The following is a 16296-nucleotide window of genomic DNA, read 5'->3' as shown; positions in this document are numbered from 1 at the left end:
AGAAGGACTGCGGTTTGCGATTCGCGAGGGCGGACGTACCGTAGGTGCCGGAGTTGTAACTAAAATCTTAGACTAAGGATCTGATCGTGGCAACACAACAGAAAATCAGAATCAAATTGAAGTCATACGATCATAACCTGATCGATAAATCAGCTGAAAAGATTATTCAGACTGTGAAATCTACCGGTGCGGTAGTATCGGGCCCAATCCCGCTGCCAACTCGTAAAAGCATCATAACGGTTAACAAGTCTGTATTTGTTGACAAGAAATCTCGGGAGCAATTTGAGTATAGATCTCATAAGCGACTGATTGATATTCTGTCTACAGGTTCACAAACCGTTGATGCATTGATGAAGCTGGAATTGCCTTCCGGTGTTGACGTAGAAATTAAAGTATAGATAGATAATAAAAGGACTCGAACACGATGAGTGGTTTGATAGGAAAAAAAGTTGGTATGACAAGCGTGTTTGATAACAACGGTAGAAATGTACCGGTTACTGTTATCGAAATTGAACCTTGTTCAATTACCCAGATCAAAACAGAAGAAACGGACGGCTATACAGCTGTACAACTTGCTTCTTATGATCGAAGTGAAAAAAATGTATCAAAAGCCGTAAATGGCCACTTTGAAAAAGCAGGTGTATCACCAAAATATCAGGTAGTAGAATTCAGAGATTTTATACCTGAAGGACTTGATGTAGGTGATGAACTTACTATCAGTGATGTATTTTCAGTAGGTGATACTGTTGATGTTGTTGGTACTTCAAAAGGACGTGGTTTTACCGGTGTAGTTAAACGCCACAATTTCAGTGGTGTTGGAGATGCTACTCACGGTCAGCACAACCGAATGAGAGCTCCTGGAGCTATCGGTAATGCATCCGATCCATCAAAAGTATTCAAAGGAATGCGGATGGCTGGTCAATCAGGTAATGAAAGGGTTAAAACTAAAAACCTTAATGTTGCCAAGATTCTTGAGGATTCAAACCTGATGCTGGTAACAGGACCTGTACCGGGACCAAAAGGTGGCTTCGTAGAAATTCACAATAAAACGTCTGTTATTAATTAGTTATGAAATTAGATATTTATAAAATAGACGGTTCCAAAGGCAGTAAAAAAGCCGAGTTAAGTGATTCAATCTTTGGTATAGAACCTAATGATGTGGTTCTTTATGAAGATGTAAGACGTCATTTGGCAAACAGGCGCCAAGGTACTGCCAAAACTAAAGAGCGTAGTGAAGTAACCGGAAGTACTAAGAAAATGTATCGCCAAAAAGGTACCGGTAATGCTCGTCGTGGTGATATTAAATCTCCATTACTCCGTAAAGGTGGCACCGTTTTTGGACCAAAGCCTCGTGATTATGGCTTTAAGATGAATAAGAAAGCACGTCAATTGGCAAGGAAGTCTGCTCTTAGCCTGAAAGCGCAAGCCGAAGGGTTGATTGTAATAGAAGATTTTTCTTTTGATGAACCTAAAACTTCACGTGTTTCTGACATATTAACTGCCCTTGAAATTTCTGAGAAAAAAGTATTAATCCTGACGGGCGAAACAGATGCAATTGTTTACAAGTCTGCTCGCAACATTCCTAATGTAAGTGTATTGGAGGGCTACAAGCCTAATACCTATCAAATTATGAATGCAGATGTACTACTTATTCAGGAAAGTGCAGTAGAAGTATTGGAAAACAGTATTGAAGGAAAAACTGAAGAGGCTGCAGCATGAGTATTATCGTAAAACCAGTAATAACTGAGAAATTAAGCCGACTTCAAGAACAAGATAAGTACACATTTGAAGTTGCTAAAAATGCTACAAAACCGGAAATCAAGAAAGCTATTGAAGCTACCTATCCGGGAGTAAAAGTGGCTAAAGTTAATACCGCAATTATGCCTTCAAAACCAAAAGGCAGATATACAAGAAGCGGTTACCAAGGAGGCCGAACAAAGGTCTGGAAAAAAGCCATTGTAACGATCAAAGAAGGCGAAATTGATTTCTTTGCTGAAATTTAAGGAATAGAAAATAATGCCTACTAAGAAATTAAAACCAATTACACCGGGAACCAGGCACAGGATAGCTCCTGTATTTGATGACATTACCACCAGTGAACCACTTAAAGCTTTATTGGCCGGTAAAAAGTCAACCGCTGGTAGAAACAGACACGGAAGTATAACATCACGCCATCGAGGCGGTGGACACAAGCGACGATATCGTATTATCGATTTCAAGCGAAACAAACATGATGTGCCCGCCAAAGTGCAAACTATTGAGTATGATCCCAACAGGTCTGCCCGTATTGCACTTGTAGCGTATGCTGATGGCGAAAGAAGATACATTATAGCACCAAACGGACTAAAAGTTGGTGATACTATTGTGTCCGGAGAGAATGCAGCTCCCGATTTAGGGAATGCACTTCCAATGATGAAGATGCCTCCCGGTACGTTTTTACACAATATTGAATTAAACCCTGGACAGGGTGGAACACTTTGCCGAAGTGCAGGGACAAGTGCTCAATTACTTGGTAAACAAGCCAAGTATGTTAGTATCAAACTCCCTTCGGGTGAAGTAAGACTGATACTTGGATCTTGCTATGCCACAGTAGGGCAAACAAGTAATCCTGACCATATGAATACAACGATCGCGAAAGCCGGTAGAAGTAGATGGAAAGGCATTCGTCCACAAACACGTGGTGTTGCAATGAACCCTGTTGATCACCCAATGGGTGGTGGTGAAGGGAAAGCATCCGGTGGACACCCGCGATCACCTTGGGGGCAATCCTCAAAAGGTAAGAAGACAAGAAACCGTAACAAGTTGTCTTCCAAGTATATCGTAAGAAGAAGAAAAACTAAGAAAAAATAATTAAGTAACGTATGCCACGCTCACTGAAAAAAGGGCCTTTTGTTTACTATAAGCTTCAACGTAAAATTGATGAAGCTAATGAAAGTGGAAGCAAGAAAGTGATTAAAACCTGGTCTCGGAGTTCAATGGTAACTCCGGATTTTATGGGACTAACACTTGCAGTTCACAACGGTAAACAGTTTATCCCGGTATTTATAACTGAAAATATGGTAGGTCATAAATTAGGTGAATTTGCACCTACAAGAACATTTCGTGGCCACCCTGTTAAGAAAGCAGCTAAATAATTTAATCGGATATAAGAAATGGATACTCCAGTATTAGAAGCACGAGCAGTACAAAAACATTTGAGGAAAGCTCCTCGAAAAGTACGTTTATTGGTAGATGCTGTTCGTGGAAGTTCAGTAGAAAAGGCAATTAAACGTCTGGAATTTACCAGGAAAGCGGCCTCCGAAGATGTAATTAAAGTTATCAAGTCTGCTGCTGCTAACTTACGAGATAAGTTTCAGGAAGAGCGTTTTGATGATGAAGATATTTATATCAAAGAAATTTATGTAGACGAAGGCGTTACCTTAAAACGTATACAGCCGGCTCCGATGGGTAGAGCTCATCGAATAAACAAGCGTTCATGCCATATCACTGTTAAAGTGGCTAAGCGTGATCAAGAAAGTGTAAACGAATAAACGAACAATACCTTGGGACAAAAAACAAATCCAACTGGTTTTAGATTAGGCATCATTCGCGGATGGGATTCTAACTGGTTTTCAGAGGAAAATCAGCCGGCTCTCATCATGGAAGATGAAAAACTCCGTGAGTATTTGCATACAAGACTTCGCAATGGCGGATTATCTAATGTGATTATTGAACGTACGCCAAAGCGTATTTTGCTAACACTCAGAACAAGTCGCCCCGGTGTTATTATCGGTAAAGGCGGTGAGCAGATTGAGCTGTTACGCGAAGAGCTTAAGAAAATCACCAGCAAAGAAGTACAAATTAACGTTAGTGAAATTAAGCGACCTGAACTTGACGCAAGTTTGGTAGCACAAAATATTTCACAACAGCTTCAAGCTCGTGTATCATTCAGAAGAGCTATGAAAACAGCTATTTCATCTGCGATGAGAATGGGAGCCAAAGGTATTAAAGTACGATGTGCTGGACGTTTAGGTGGTGCTGAAATGGCACGGACTGAACAGTATAAAGAAGGTCAGATTCCTTTGCACACATTAAGAGCTGATATTGACTACGCAACCTCAACTTCAAATACCATTTATGGTTCTATTGGAGTAACGGTATGGATTTTTAAAGGTGAAATTATCGGCGATGTTGATTTGACACCTGGAACACAGTCTGGCAGAGACTCAGACTCAGGCCGTGGAAAACGAAGAGGCGGTGACGATAAAGGCCGAAGAAGCCGACGCCGCAGCAGAAATAGAAATCGATCAAATTAATAACACTTAGTACGAAACGATGTTAGAACCAAAAAGAGTTCAGAGACGCCGTGTTCATCGCGACAAACTAAAAGGCAACGCAACGCGCGGGCACATTATAAATTTCGGCGATTTTGGATTGAAGGCAATGGAGCCCAAATTCATTACATCCCGACAGATTGAAGCTTGCCGTATTGCAATTGCACGTTCATTACAGCGAGACGGTCAAACATTTATCAGGATATTTCCTGATAGACCTATGACAAGTAAACCGGCTGAAACCCGAATGGGTAAAGGTAAAGGTGCATTGGATCATTGGGTAGCTGTTGTAAAACCCGGACGTATTTTATTTGAAATTGCAGGTGTTGATGAAGAACGTGCTAAAGAAGCACTGCGCCGTGCAGCTCATAAACTTCCTATTAAAACAAAATTCGTAGTTCGAAGAGACTACCAGGGAGGATAAGATGAAAGCACATGAATTAAGAGATTTAACACTTACTGAATTACAAGCTCGACTTAAAGACGAGCGAGAAGCACTACAGAACCTTCGGTTTACTAAGTCTGTGAACGGACAGTTAGAAAACCCGGCGAGACTTCAAAATCACCGAAGAGAGGTAGCTCGTTTAGAGACAATTATTAATGAAAAAGGTAGTGCTGAATAAGCAATAAGGAATTAACTATGGCACAAACACAAAGAGCCCGAAGACGAGAAAGAATCGGACATGTAGTGAGCAACCGCATGGATAAAAGTATAACGGTTGCTGTTGATCGTCAGGTAAAGCATCCTATTTATGGGAAGTATATTACCAAAACGACGAAATATATGGCACATGATGAAGGCAACGAAGCAAACGTTGGTGACAAAGTACACATCATGTCTACAAGACCACTATCAAAGCGTAAATCATGGCGATTGGTTGAAATCGTCGAAAAAGCTAAGTAACGAATAGAGCATTAGGAATTAGCGATGGTTCAAACTAATACGACATTAAATGTAGCAGACAACAGCGGCGCCCGTAAGCTGATGTGTATTAAAGTACTGGGTGACTCACGTCGCCGGTATGCAAAAGTAGGGGATTTAATCTCTGCTTCTGTGAAAACTGCAATACCAGGCGGTAACGTTAAAAAAGGCGAAGTTGTTAAAGCTGTTATTGTACGAACAAAAAAAGAATACCGCAGGCGAGATGGCAGTTACATCCGCTTTGATGAAAATGCAGCGGTAATAATTAACAAAGATCAAGAACCGGTAGGTACACGTATTTTTGGCCCGGTGGCCAGAGAACTTCGTGAAAAGAGCTTCATGAGAATCGTGTCGCTTGCACCGGAAGTACTTTAAAAAAGGAATTAGAGTATGCCACGCAGGTTCAACAAACAAAAGAAATTACACGTTAAGAAAGGCGATGACGTTTTAGTTATTGCCGGTAACGATAAAGGAAAAAGAGGCCGTGTATTGATGGTGTTTCCTCAAAAAGAGCGTGTGCTCGTTGAGGGAATTAACATGAAAACCCATCATGAAAAGCCAACTCAGGAAAACCCACAAGGTGGACGTCTGAAAAAGGAAGGTTCTATCCACATTTCAAATGTGATGGTAATTGATCCTACAACAGACGAACCTACCAGAGTAGGGCGTAAGAGAATTGAAGAAGACGGCAAAGGCCGTTGGGTTCGTTACGCCAAGACTAGTGGCGAAATGTTGGATAAATAACGAAGAGAATTATAATGGCTGAAGCAAGATTATATACACAGTATAAAGACGAAATTCGCGATAATTTACGCGAAGAGTTTGGTTATGAGAACATAATGGCTATACCCAAACTCAAGAAAATTGTAATTAATGTAGGTGTAGGTGATGCTATAACCGATAAGAAACTTTTAGACTCGGTTGTAGATAATGTAGCCGCAATAACCGGACAACAACCGGTTACTACAAAGGCAAAAAAGTCTATTTCTAATTTCAAACTGCGTGAAGGAACGCCAATAGGCTGTAAAGTTACCCTTCGCCAGCGCATTATGTTTGAATTTCTGGATCGATTAGTGAACTTGGCTTTACCAAGAACACGTGACTTCCAGGGAGTTCCTGATAAGAGCTTTGATGGCCGGGGTAATTACACCTTGGGTATTAACGATCAAACTATTTTTCCGGAAATAGACTCTGACAAAGTATCAAAAGTACACGGTATGGATATTACTTTTGTTACTTCCGCAGAAACGGATGAAGAAGCTTATGCCCTGCTTAAGCACTTTGGAATGCCATTTCAAACAAGAAACTAAGGATATTCTATTATGGCTAAGAAAGCTTGGATAGCAAGAAACAAAAAACGAAAAGAAACTGTAAAAAAGTACGCTGAGAAACGTCGCAAGCTCAAAGAAGCTGGTGACTATGAAGGCCTGCAAAAATTACCACGCGATGCTAGCCCAACCAGGGTTCGAAATCGCTGTAACATCACCGGCAGAAGCCGCGGATATGTAGGTAAATATGGAATTTCACGAATTAAATTTCGTGAACTTGCCCTCGACGGCAAAATTCCAGGCGTACGTAAAGCAAGCTGGTAAAATAAATTGAGGAATCGATGACAGATCCTATTGCAGATTATTTAACACGAATTAGAAATGCCCAACAAGCAGGGCATCGCAGAGTTGACATCCCGGCTTCTAAATTGAAGCGAGCCATGACAAAAATCCTGGCTGACAAAGGATACATCTCGAAATACATTGATATCGAAGATGGTAAACAAGGAATAGTCCGTCTGTTTCTGAAATATGATTCATACGGCCACCCTGTTATCCGCGATATGAAAAGAAAATCAAAGCCCGGACTAAGAGTATATGAGGGCAGTGATAATGTTCCCCGTGCTCAAAATGGATTGGGTATTGTTATTCTTTCAACATCAAAAGGTGTAATGACCGATAAAGAAGCTCGCAAGCTAAATGTTGGCGGCGAGATTTTGTGCACCATTTATTAATAAACAGTTTTAAGAACTATGTCTCGAATTGGAAATTTACCGGTACCTATTTCTGATAAAGTTGAGTTCAGTATCAACGCTGATAATATTGCAACTTTTAAAGGTGAAAAAGGAACCAACACACTCCGAATTCATCCAAACATTTCTATTGAAAAAAGTGATAATGAACTTATCATTAAAAGAAATGATGATGAAAAATCTAACCGTGCATTACACGGACTATTCCGCAGTTTAATTAATAATGCGGTAGTAGGTGTATCGGAAGGCTATACCAAAAAATTGGAAATTATTGGAGTTGGTTACCGTGCATCTATCAGTGGTGATGTATTGGAACTTAATCTTGGCTATTCGCATCCGATATTCTTTGTACCTCCAGAAGGTATAAGCTTGGAAGTTGATACCAAATCCGGGAAAAACCCTCTTTTAATTATTTCCGGAGTTGATAAAGAAATGGTAGGCCAAGTTGCTGCAAAAATCAGATCATTCAGAAAGCCTGAACCTTATAAAGGAAAAGGTATACGATATGTTGGTGAGTACGTACGTCGTAAAGCCGGTAAATCAGCTGCTAAATAGAGGATTTAAACAATGAGTAAGATACAACAGAAGAAAACAGAACGACGTAATAAGATTAGAAGGCGAATTCGGTCTACTATAAAAGGGACCTCCGAAAGACCTCGCCTTAGTATCTACAAAAGTAGTAAGTACACATATCTACAATTAATTGATGATATGGCTGGAGCAACATTGACGTCAACTAAAACAAAAAGTGGCGTTGATAATGCAAAAGAAGCCGGTGCTGAATTGGCAAAAGCTGCTTTGGATAAAGGAATTGATAAAGTGGTATTTGACCGTAGTGGTTACAAATATCACGGCATCGTGAAGGCAGCCGCAGACGGCGCTCGCGATGGTGGATTAGACTTTTAATAGAATTGGGATAAACAATGCCTAAAATTAGACGAAAACAATCTATACCTGCTGCAAATCTAAACCTGGAAGAAAAACTGGTTCACGTAAACCGTGTTTCTAAAGTGGTAAAAGGTGGACGACGTTTCAGCTTTAACGCTATTGTAGTAGTTGGTGATGGCGAAGGTGTTTGCGGTCACGGACTTGGAAAAGCAAATGAAGTTTCTGATGCTATCCAAAAAGGATTTGATAATGCAAAGAAGAACCTTATTAGAGTTCCTCTTACAAAAACTAAAAGTATTTACCACCCAATAGTTGGTAAAGCAGGGGCTGGTAAAGTATTATTACGTCCGGCAGCTGAAGGTACAGGTGTAATTGCAGGTGGTGCTGTTAAAGCATTATTGGATGTTGCAGGTGTGGAAAATATTCTTTCAAAATCCCAGGGATCTTCAAACCCTCATAACATGGTGAAGGCTGCATATACAGCTTTGAAAGAATTAACAGATCCTGTTGAAGTAGCACAGAGAAGAGATATTTCTCTAAACAAAGTATTTGAAGGATAATACCTAAAGGAATTTGATGATGGATTTAAGCAATTTAAAAGCACCAGTCCCAAATAGAAAAAACAGGAAACGTGTTGGTCGTGGACAGGGCTCCGGAAGAGGAGAGCAATCTGGACGTGGCCATAACGGGCAAAAGTCAAGATCAGGATTTAAGCGACGACCTTGGTTTGAAGGTGGTCAAATGCCCCTGCAGCGAAGATTACCTAAATTTGGTTTCACAAATATAAACCGACAAGAAAACCGTGTGATTAATTTGCATACGATCGGTGAATTTATTGAAGCTGAGAAGTTAACAACTTCTATAACTTTAGAAGACTTAATTAATGCAGGTCTTGCTAAAAGTGATGACAGGGTAAAACTTCTCGGACGAGGAGAAATTGAACAGAAAATTGAAATAGAAGTTCACGATGCCAGTGCATCTGCCAAAGAGAAGGTAGAAAAAGCAGGTGGATCAGTAACTATTGCAGAAAACTAATAGATAGTATAGCCGTCGCATGAGTCTGATAGAAAACTTTCGCAACATATTTAAAATTGAAGACCTCAAAAATCGTATTCTTTATACGGTTGGAGTGTTGATGGTATACCGAGTAGGTAGTTATATCACACTTCCTGGGGTAGATGCAAACGAATTAATAGGTAGTTCCGGTAATGCTGCGAATAGCTTATTAGGCCTTTTCGATTTATTTGTGGGGGGAGCTTTTTCAAGGGCGGGTGTTTTTGCACTTGGAATAATGCCCTACATTACCGCAGCTATTATCATTCAGTTGATGGGAGCTGTTGTACCTTATTTCCAAAAGTTGCAAAGAGAAGGTGAGGAAGGCCGAAGAAAGATAACCCAGCTAACTCGATATGGAACGGTTGGTATTACAGCTGTTCAGGCGATAGGTTTTTCCATCAACTTGATATCTACAGCACCACAGGCTATAGTTGTAAACGAATTTGCTTTTGTAATCACAGCGATGGTGGTACTAACCGCAGGTACAGTATTTGTAATGTGGTTAGGTGAAAGAATTAGTGAAAGGGGAATTGGTAATGGTATTTCCCTGATTATTATGATTGGTATTATCGCAGCCTTACCGGCCAGTTTCTATAATGAAGTTACAACCAGTGCTAATGCAATTTTGGTAATTATTGAAGTAGCTGCTTTAATCTTAGTAATTGCAGCCGTAGTTATGTTGACTCAGGGAACACGTAAAATTCCAGTACAATATGCAAAAAGAGTAGTAGGTCGAAAAGTATATGGCGGAACCACTCAGTATTTGCCACTGAGGGTTAATGCAGCCGGAGTAATGCCTATTATCTTTGCTCAGTCTATAATGTTTATCCCTAGTACAATTGGCTCATTTTTTCCGGATAATGAAACCGTACAGTTTTTGACTCAATGGTCCGTTGATTTTACAGGATTGGTTTACTCGATTGTATTCTTCTTTGTCTGTATGTTCTTTACCTTTTTCTACACGGCTATTTCTGTAAATCCAAAAGAGATGGCAGATACGATGAAACGACAAGGTGGATTTATTCCCGGTGTACGACCAGGTAAACAAACGGTAGAGTTTATTGACAATATTTTAACTAAGATTACTTTACCGGGTTCAATCTTCTTGTCCTTTGTGGCTATTTTGCCTGCAATTGCGGTAGGTATGTTTGGAGTAACACCCGGCTTTGCACTCTTTTATGGTGGAACCAGTTTATTAATTATAGTAGGTGTCGCTTTAGATACCCTTCAACAGATAGAAAGTCATTTGATGATGCGTCATTATGATGGCTTTATGAAAACCGGCAGAATTAAAGGTCGGCGCAGGATGTAGCATGATCTACTTGAAGAGTGAATCGGAAATTGAGAAAATGCGCGAAAGTGCATTAATCGTCTCAAGAACGCTGGCCGAAGTTGGAAAACATATTGAGCCTGGTGTTCAAACCGGTACTCTTGACCGAATTGCTGAAGAATATATTGCAAAAGAAAAAGGCCGCCCTGCTTTTAAAGGCTACGGCCCAAAAGGAAATCAGTTTCCTGCAACATTATGTATTTCAGTGAATGAAGAAGTTGTTCATGGGATACCCGGTGAAAGGGAATTAAAAGAAGGCGACATTGTTTCAGTTGATTGCGGAGTTGAAAAGAACGGTTACTTTGGTGACCACGCTTACACATTCGCAGTTGGCGAATGTTCAGAAGAATCTTTGAAATTATTGAAAACAACACTCGAATCTCTTTATAAAGGAATCGAGGAAGCCATCCATGGCAACAGAATTGGTGATATGGCCTATGCTATACAAACCCATTGTGAAAGTGAAGGCTATGGAGTGGTAAGAGAATTAGTTGGGCACGGAATAGGAAAATCAATGCATGAAGATCCTTCAGTACCCAATTTTGGAAGAAAAGGAAAAGGCGAGCGACTCCGATCAGGAATGACGCTTGCTGTGGAACCGATGATTACGATGGGTTCCTGGAAAACTAAAACATTGAACGATGGCTGGACAGTAGTTACAGCCGACGGAAGCTTGGCAGCACATTTTGAACATGATATTGTAGTTCGAGAAGGAAAGGCTGAAATTCTCAGTACTTTTGATTATATTGCCGAGCTATCGGAAAAAAAAGATAACATATTGTATTATGGCTAAACAAGAGCCGATAAAACAAGATGGAGAAATAATTGAAGCATTACCTAATGCGCAGTTCCGTGTGGAACTAGATAACGGGCATGAGATACTTGCTCACGTATCAGGTAAAATGCGTATGTATTACATAAAAATTCTCCCAGGTGATAGAGTGGCAGTAGAAATGTCGCCCTATGATTTAACCAAAGGAAGAATAACTTACAGATATAAATAAAGAGGTTGTCATGAAAACACGATCATCAGTAAAAAAAAGAAGTTCAGACGACAAAATAGTACGACGTAAAGGGCGTCTTTACGTAATAAACAAGAAAAACCCTCGCCATAAGCAGCGTCAGGGATAAAAAGTATAACAGAGTACTTATATGGCACGTATTGCTGGAATAGATTTACCTAAACAAAAAAGAGGCATAATAAGTCTTACTTATATCTATGGAATTGGCCGCTCTAAAGCAGCGGAAATTCTTGACAGAGTGGGAATTGACCACGAGAAAAAAGTTCAGGATTGGACTGATAACGAAGTAAGTGAATTGCGTCAATTAATAGACGATGAATATAAAGTTGAAGGTGCGCTCAGAAGTGAAGTGAATAGAGATATTCGCCGATTGATTGAGATTGGCAGTTATCGCGGTGTGCGACATCGACGGGGATTACCGGTTCGAGGTCAAAACACTCAGAATAATGCACGTACCCGAAAAGGTAAGAAGAAAACCGTGGCTGGAAAAAAGAAAGCCGTTAAGTAATAAATAATCGAATTAATTCATGGCTAAGAAACAACCAAAATCATCAGTAGCAGCAAAGCGGAAAAGGAAAAAACAACTCAGCGATCCTAATGGGATGGCATTTGTTAAGGCTACGTTTAACAATGTAATCGTAACTATAACCGACGCTGATGGAAACGTAGTGTCTTGGTCATCAGCTGGTAAAGAAGGCTTTAAAGGATCAAGAAAAAACACTCCCTATGCTGCACAACTGAGTGCAGAAACTGCAGCTAAAACAGCTCATGAAATGGGCCTTAGAAATGTAGAAGTTTTTGTAAAGGGGCCAGGATCAGGTCGAGAAGCAGCAGTACGAGGCATGGCCAGTTCAGGTTTGGAAGTAACGTCGATTAAAGATCGAACACCACTTCCCCATAATGGTTGCCGACCACCAAAAAGAAGAAGAGTTTAATAGTAAGAAGATTATATAATGGCAAGATACAGAGGACCCAAACAAAAGAAAGCCAGAAGATTCAAAGAGCCAATCTTTGGACCAAGTAAAGCCTTAGAGCGCAAACCTTACGGCCCTGGCGAACATGGCCGCTCCAGATTTAATAGAAAATCTGAGTACGCTATTCAGCTTGAAGAGAAGCAAAAAGCAAAATACACTTACGGACTGCTCGAAAAGCAATTTCGTAATTTGTTTAAAGCTGCTTCAGCAAAAAGTGGTGTAGCCGGTGAGAACTTGCTGCAAGCTTTGGAGTGCAGATTGGATAATACCGTTTTTAGAATGGGTTTTGCCAGGACAAGGCGTCAAGCTCGTCAGCTTGTTACACACAAGCACATTGTTGTTAATGGCGGAATTGTTAATATCCCTTCTTTTGAATTGAGCCCCGGAGATGTAATAACCATTAGGCCAAAGTCACGAAATCTTGAAGTAATTGAAGATTCTTTAGCCAGCTCATCTACTGGTAGATACAAGTGGGTAGAAACGGATAAAAAGTCAAGAACAGGTAAATTGCTATATGTTCCTACAATGGAAGAGATACCTGAAAATATAAATGTTCAGCTTATTGTTGAGCTTTATTCTAAGTAATTATAAAAAGTTTAAGACATTATTATGAGCAATTACAGCATTCAAATGCCCGAAACGCTTAATGTAGAAGAAGACCAAAATGATTTTGGTACTTTCGTTTTACAACCTTTAGAAAGAGGTTTCGGCGTAACAATTGGAAATTCTTTCAGAAGAGTTCTTTTGTCTTCACTTCCGGGAATTGCTATCACAGCTGTTAAAATTAACGGTGTTGATCACGAGTACTCTAGCATCAAAGGTGTAAAAGAGGATGTGTACGAACTCATTCTGAATTTTAAAGAAGTTCGGTTTAAGCAAATTGAGCAAAGTTCCGGGGTCATTCATATTTCAAAAAGTGGTGAAGGACTATTAACGGCTAAAGACATTGATGAAGCAACAGCTGAATATGATGTCTTAAACCCTGAGTTGGTCCTTGGACACCTTGCTGATGATGCTGAATTAGAAATTGAACTCAAAGTAGGCCGTGGCCGTGGATATGTGCCGGCAGAAGAAATGGATGTTGAGGATGATGATGTGGGTTTAATACCAATCGATGCCATTTTCACCCCAATAAAATCAGTTAAGTATAATGTTGAAAATGTCCGTGTAGGACAACGTACTGATTATGAGAAATTGGTTATGGATATTCAAACCGACGGATCAGTGAATGCCAAAGAGGCACTTACCATTGCCGGTAAGATACTCAAAGAACATATTGAGAAGTTCATTACCGAGGAAATTGAGGAACCATTTACTCAAGAGGAAGAAGAAGTAGATGCTGAAAAACAAAGAGTAGCTAACCTTCTGAGAACAAGTATTGAAGATTTAAATCTCAGTGTTAGAGCATACAATTGCTTGAAGTCAGCAAACATCAATACTATTGGAGAGCTTGTATCTCGTGATGAGCAAGATCTACTCAAATTCAGAAACTTCGGAAAAAAATCTTTAAGTGAACTTGTTGAAGTGATTGAAGAGAAGAATCTTGAGTTTGGAATGGACGTATCAAAATATTTAGATTAAAGTAAAGGAATTTAACCATGCGTCACGGAGTAAAAGGAAGAAAATTAAGCAGAACTGCTGCTCACAGGAAAAGAACAATGCAATCATTATCGATGGCATTGATTAAAGAGCATCGAATTGTAACTACTTTAGCAAAAGCTAAGGAGCTCAGAGGATTTGTAGAACCATTGATTACCAGAGCTAAAGAGGATACCCATCATAACAGAAGACAGGTATTTTCAACTCTGCAAAACAATGAAGCTGTCAATCTCCTATTTGAAGAAGTGGGCCCTAAATCAAAAGATAGGCCAGGTGGTTACACTCGTGTAATTAAAGCTGGTCGTCGCAAAGGTGATGGTGCCGAGCTTGCTGTAGTAGAGCTTGTAGATTATAATGATATAAAACCAGAAGGTAGCTCAACTTCATCTGGTAAAAAGAGAACGAGAAGGGCAGGCAAGAGCAATAAGCCAACTTTTTCAGAAACTGAAGAATCAAAAAAGAAAGTTGAAGACTCTTCCAAGAAGAGTTCCAAAGCTGAAGCTGATGCTGCTGACTCAGGAGAATCTAAAGACAAATCTCAGGAAGAAGAGTAATATTTTTCTACTTTTCTATTGTATTTTGGCCTTCAACTTGGAGGTCATTTGTTGTTTGTATTGAAAGGGTAAAAAAGTCAAATTTAGTCAAAAATAAACTTGACATCTGAACACAATATCCCTTATCTTTGGTTTCTGTTTCGCAACCGATTTTACAAAAGCGAAACACTTGTTCTTAGACATAATGAAGTATAGATCAGATTGTTTGTGCGAGCGAGAGCTTGTTCAATTCTTTGATGCATTAATTTGCATAAAAAATGACCAAGAGCGTAGGGTCGAGCTCACAGAGTATATAGTAGATATTTACAATGGAGAGTTTGATCCTGGCTCAGGACGAACGCTGGCGGCGGGCTTAACACATGCAAGTCGAAGGAGAAGGGAGGTGCTTGCACTTCCTGGAGACTGGCGGACGGGTGAGTAACGCGTAGATAACCTGCCTATATCAGGGGGATAACATTCCGAAAGGGATGCTAATACCGCATAATGCAGCGGGGCCGCATGGCCACAGTTGTTAAAGGACTTCGGTTCGGATATAGAGGGGTCTGCGTGCTATTAGTTAGTTGGTGAGGTAACGGCTCACCAAGGCGATGATAGCTAGGGGGTCTGAGAGGATGATCCCCCACACTGGGACTGAGACACGGCCCAGACTCCTACGGGAGGCAGCAGTGAGGAATCTTGCGCAATGGGGGAAACCCTGACGCAGCCACGCCGCGTGCCGGAAGACGGCCCTATGGGTTGTAAACGGCTTTTAAATGGGAAGAACGCCTGGGGTTTGCCCTGGGGTGACGGTACCATTTGAATAAGCACCGGCTAACTCCGTGCCAGCAGCCGCGGTAATACGGAGGGTGCAAGCGTTGTCCGGAATCATTGGGTGTAAAGGGTGCGTAGGCGGGAGCCTAAGTCTGTGGTGAAATCTTGCCGCTTAACGGTAAAATTGCCATGGATACTGGGTTTCTTGAGTACAGAAGAGGTCGGTGGAATTCGTAGTGTAGCGGTGAAATGCATAGATATTACGAAGAACACCAGTGGCGAAGGCGGCCGGCTGGACTGTAACTGACGCTGAGGCACGAAAGCGTGGGGAGCGAACAGGATTAGATACCCTGGTAGTCCACGCTGTAAACGATGAGAACTAGCCGTCGGGCTCTTTATGAGCTTGGTGGCGCAGCTAACGCGTTAAGTTCTCCGCCTGGGGAGTACGGCCGCAAGGTTAAAACTCAAAGGAATTGACGGGGGCCCGCACAAGCGGTGGAGCATGTGGCTTAATTCGATGCAACGCGAGGAACCTTACCTGGGCTAAATTCACAGTGTTACCTCCCGAAAAGGAGGGTCCCTTCGGGGCACTATGGAAGGTGCTGCATGGCTGTCGTCAGCTCGTGCCGTGAGGTGTTGGGTTAAGTCCCGCAACGAGCGCAACCCCTGTGGTTAGTTACCAGCACGTAATGGTGGGGACTCTAGCCAGACTGCCTACGCAAGTAGTGAGGAAGGTGGGGACGACGTCAAGTCATCATGGCCCTTACGTCCAGGGCTGCACACGTGCTACAATGGATGGTACAATGGGTAGCCACTGCGCGAGCAGGAGCAAATCCACAAAGCCATTCTCAGTTCGGATTGGAGTCTG

Annotated in this window: 30 protein-coding genes and 1 rRNA gene; all 31 read left to right on the top strand. The window is 41.1% G+C overall.

Features of this window, described 5'->3' with window-relative positions; genetic code table 11:
- A partial coding sequence (locus RI561_RS13140; RefSeq protein ID WP_210374899.1) for a hypothetical protein occupies positions 1-76 on the top strand: 76 nt, incomplete at its 5' end.
- 10 nt (positions 77-86) lie between these two features.
- Complete coding sequence (gene rpsJ / locus RI561_RS13135; protein ID WP_018128596.1) at positions 87-398, top strand: 30S ribosomal protein S10; 312 nt, start codon at positions 87-89, stop codon at positions 396-398.
- Between the two features lie 26 nt (positions 399-424).
- A complete protein-coding gene (gene rplC, locus RI561_RS13130; RefSeq protein ID WP_395080702.1) occupies positions 425-1066 on the top strand; it encodes a 50S ribosomal protein L3 in 642 nt (213 codons plus the stop codon).
- Between the two features lie 2 nt (positions 1067-1068).
- Positions 1069-1719, top strand: coding sequence for a 50S ribosomal protein L4 (rplD, locus tag RI561_RS13125; protein ID WP_395080701.1), 651 nt, complete (start codon positions 1069-1071; stop codon positions 1717-1719).
- Positions 1716-2003 carry a 50S ribosomal protein L23 gene (gene rplW, locus RI561_RS13120; protein ID WP_395080700.1) on the top strand — a complete coding sequence of 96 codons (288 nt, stop codon included), beginning with the start codon at positions 1716-1718 and terminating at the stop codon, positions 2001-2003. Before rplD ends, rplW begins: the two co-directional genes overlap by 4 nt.
- Before the next feature lie 13 nt (positions 2004-2016).
- Positions 2017-2850, top strand: coding sequence for a 50S ribosomal protein L2 (rplB, locus tag RI561_RS13115; RefSeq protein ID WP_395080699.1), 834 nt, complete (start codon positions 2017-2019; stop codon positions 2848-2850).
- An 11-nt stretch (positions 2851-2861) separates the two neighbouring features.
- Entirely contained in the window at positions 2862-3134 is a 273-nt protein-coding gene (gene rpsS / locus RI561_RS13110; protein ID WP_255133399.1) for a 30S ribosomal protein S19, read from the top strand.
- Positions 3135-3152: 18 nt separating this feature from the next.
- Positions 3153-3530 carry a 50S ribosomal protein L22 gene (gene rplV, locus RI561_RS13105; RefSeq protein WP_395080698.1) on the top strand — a complete coding sequence of 126 codons (378 nt, stop codon included), beginning with the start codon at positions 3153-3155 and terminating at the stop codon, positions 3528-3530.
- Positions 3531-3542: 12 nt separating this feature from the next.
- Positions 3543-4295, top strand: coding sequence for a 30S ribosomal protein S3 (gene rpsC / locus RI561_RS13100; RefSeq protein ID WP_395080697.1), 753 nt, complete (start codon positions 3543-3545; stop codon positions 4293-4295).
- Positions 4296-4314: 19 nt separating this feature from the next.
- Positions 4315-4737 (top strand): 50S ribosomal protein L16, encoded by a 423-nt coding sequence (gene rplP, locus RI561_RS13095; protein ID WP_395080696.1) that lies wholly within the window; start codon positions 4315-4317, stop codon positions 4735-4737.
- A 1-nt stretch (position 4738) separates the two neighbouring features.
- Entirely contained in the window at positions 4739-4936 is a 198-nt protein-coding gene (gene rpmC / locus RI561_RS13090) for a 50S ribosomal protein L29 (RefSeq protein WP_395080695.1), read from the top strand.
- 17 nt (positions 4937-4953) lie between these two features.
- Positions 4954-5217, top strand: coding sequence for a 30S ribosomal protein S17 (rpsQ, locus tag RI561_RS13085; protein WP_395080694.1), 264 nt, complete (start codon positions 4954-4956; stop codon positions 5215-5217).
- Between the two features lie 24 nt (positions 5218-5241).
- Positions 5242-5610, top strand: coding sequence for a 50S ribosomal protein L14 (gene rplN, locus RI561_RS13080; protein WP_395080693.1), 369 nt, complete (start codon positions 5242-5244; stop codon positions 5608-5610).
- Positions 5611-5625: 15 nt separating this feature from the next.
- The gene (gene rplX, locus RI561_RS13075) at positions 5626-5979 is read left to right on the top strand and encodes a 50S ribosomal protein L24 (protein WP_395080692.1); all 354 of its coding nucleotides are present in this window, start codon (positions 5626-5628) and stop codon (positions 5977-5979) included.
- A 14-nt stretch (positions 5980-5993) separates the two neighbouring features.
- Entirely contained in the window at positions 5994-6545 is a 552-nt protein-coding gene (gene rplE / locus RI561_RS13070; protein WP_395080691.1) for a 50S ribosomal protein L5, read from the top strand.
- Between the two features lie 12 nt (positions 6546-6557).
- A complete protein-coding gene (rpsN, locus tag RI561_RS13065; protein ID WP_395080690.1) occupies positions 6558-6827 on the top strand; it encodes a 30S ribosomal protein S14 in 270 nt (89 codons plus the stop codon).
- Positions 6828-6844: 17 nt separating this feature from the next.
- Entirely contained in the window at positions 6845-7237 is a 393-nt protein-coding gene (gene rpsH / locus RI561_RS13060) for a 30S ribosomal protein S8 (protein WP_395080689.1), read from the top strand.
- A gap of 18 nt (positions 7238-7255) precedes the next feature.
- Positions 7256-7810, top strand: coding sequence for a 50S ribosomal protein L6 (gene rplF, locus RI561_RS13055; protein ID WP_395080688.1), 555 nt, complete (start codon positions 7256-7258; stop codon positions 7808-7810).
- A 12-nt stretch (positions 7811-7822) separates the two neighbouring features.
- Entirely contained in the window at positions 7823-8161 is a 339-nt protein-coding gene (gene rplR, locus RI561_RS13050) for a 50S ribosomal protein L18 (protein ID WP_395080687.1), read from the top strand.
- A 17-nt stretch (positions 8162-8178) separates the two neighbouring features.
- Entirely contained in the window at positions 8179-8703 is a 525-nt protein-coding gene (gene rpsE / locus RI561_RS13045) for a 30S ribosomal protein S5 (RefSeq protein WP_395080686.1), read from the top strand.
- A 19-nt stretch (positions 8704-8722) separates the two neighbouring features.
- The gene (gene rplO / locus RI561_RS13040) at positions 8723-9178 is read left to right on the top strand and encodes a 50S ribosomal protein L15 (RefSeq protein WP_395080703.1); all 456 of its coding nucleotides are present in this window, start codon (positions 8723-8725) and stop codon (positions 9176-9178) included.
- Positions 9179-9197: 19 nt separating this feature from the next.
- A complete protein-coding gene (gene secY / locus RI561_RS13035) occupies positions 9198-10511 on the top strand; it encodes a preprotein translocase subunit SecY (protein WP_395080685.1) in 1314 nt (437 codons plus the stop codon).
- Position 10512: 1 nt separating this feature from the next.
- Entirely contained in the window at positions 10513-11322 is an 810-nt protein-coding gene (map, locus tag RI561_RS13030) for a type I methionyl aminopeptidase (RefSeq protein ID WP_395080684.1), read from the top strand.
- A complete protein-coding gene (gene infA, locus RI561_RS13025) occupies positions 11315-11533 on the top strand; it encodes a translation initiation factor IF-1 (protein ID WP_103664582.1) in 219 nt (72 codons plus the stop codon). Before map ends, infA begins: the two co-directional genes overlap by 8 nt.
- 10 nt (positions 11534-11543) lie before the next feature.
- Positions 11544-11660: a 50S ribosomal protein L36 gene (rpmJ, locus tag RI561_RS13020; protein ID WP_071594720.1), complete on the top strand. Its 117-nt coding sequence runs from the start codon at positions 11544-11546 to the stop codon at positions 11658-11660.
- 21 nt (positions 11661-11681) lie between these two features.
- Positions 11682-12059, top strand: a complete 378-nt coding sequence (gene rpsM, locus RI561_RS13015) for a 30S ribosomal protein S13 (RefSeq protein ID WP_395080683.1) — start codon at positions 11682-11684, stop codon at positions 12057-12059.
- A 19-nt stretch (positions 12060-12078) separates the two neighbouring features.
- Positions 12079-12486: a 30S ribosomal protein S11 gene (gene rpsK, locus RI561_RS13010; RefSeq protein ID WP_395080682.1), complete on the top strand. Its 408-nt coding sequence runs from the start codon at positions 12079-12081 to the stop codon at positions 12484-12486.
- An 18-nt stretch (positions 12487-12504) separates the two neighbouring features.
- Complete coding sequence (gene rpsD / locus RI561_RS13005; protein WP_395080681.1) at positions 12505-13110, top strand: 30S ribosomal protein S4; 606 nt, start codon at positions 12505-12507, stop codon at positions 13108-13110.
- 24 nt (positions 13111-13134) lie between these two features.
- Positions 13135-14106, top strand: coding sequence for a DNA-directed RNA polymerase subunit alpha (locus tag RI561_RS13000; protein ID WP_395080680.1), 972 nt, complete (start codon positions 13135-13137; stop codon positions 14104-14106).
- 17 nt (positions 14107-14123) lie between these two features.
- Positions 14124-14678, top strand: a complete 555-nt coding sequence (gene rplQ / locus RI561_RS12995; RefSeq protein WP_395080679.1) for a 50S ribosomal protein L17 — start codon at positions 14124-14126, stop codon at positions 14676-14678.
- Positions 14679-14983: 305 nt separating this feature from the next.
- Positions 14984-16296: ribosomal RNA gene (locus tag RI561_RS12990) — 16S ribosomal RNA — on the top strand; the annotation flags it as partial.

This window comes from Gracilimonas sp. (assembly GCF_031581265.1).
GTDB lineage: Bacteria > Bacteroidota > Rhodothermia > Balneolales > Balneolaceae > Gracilimonas.
The sequence above is the reverse complement of the archived record's forward strand: the minus strand, read 5'-3'. Positions and strand labels throughout refer to the sequence as shown.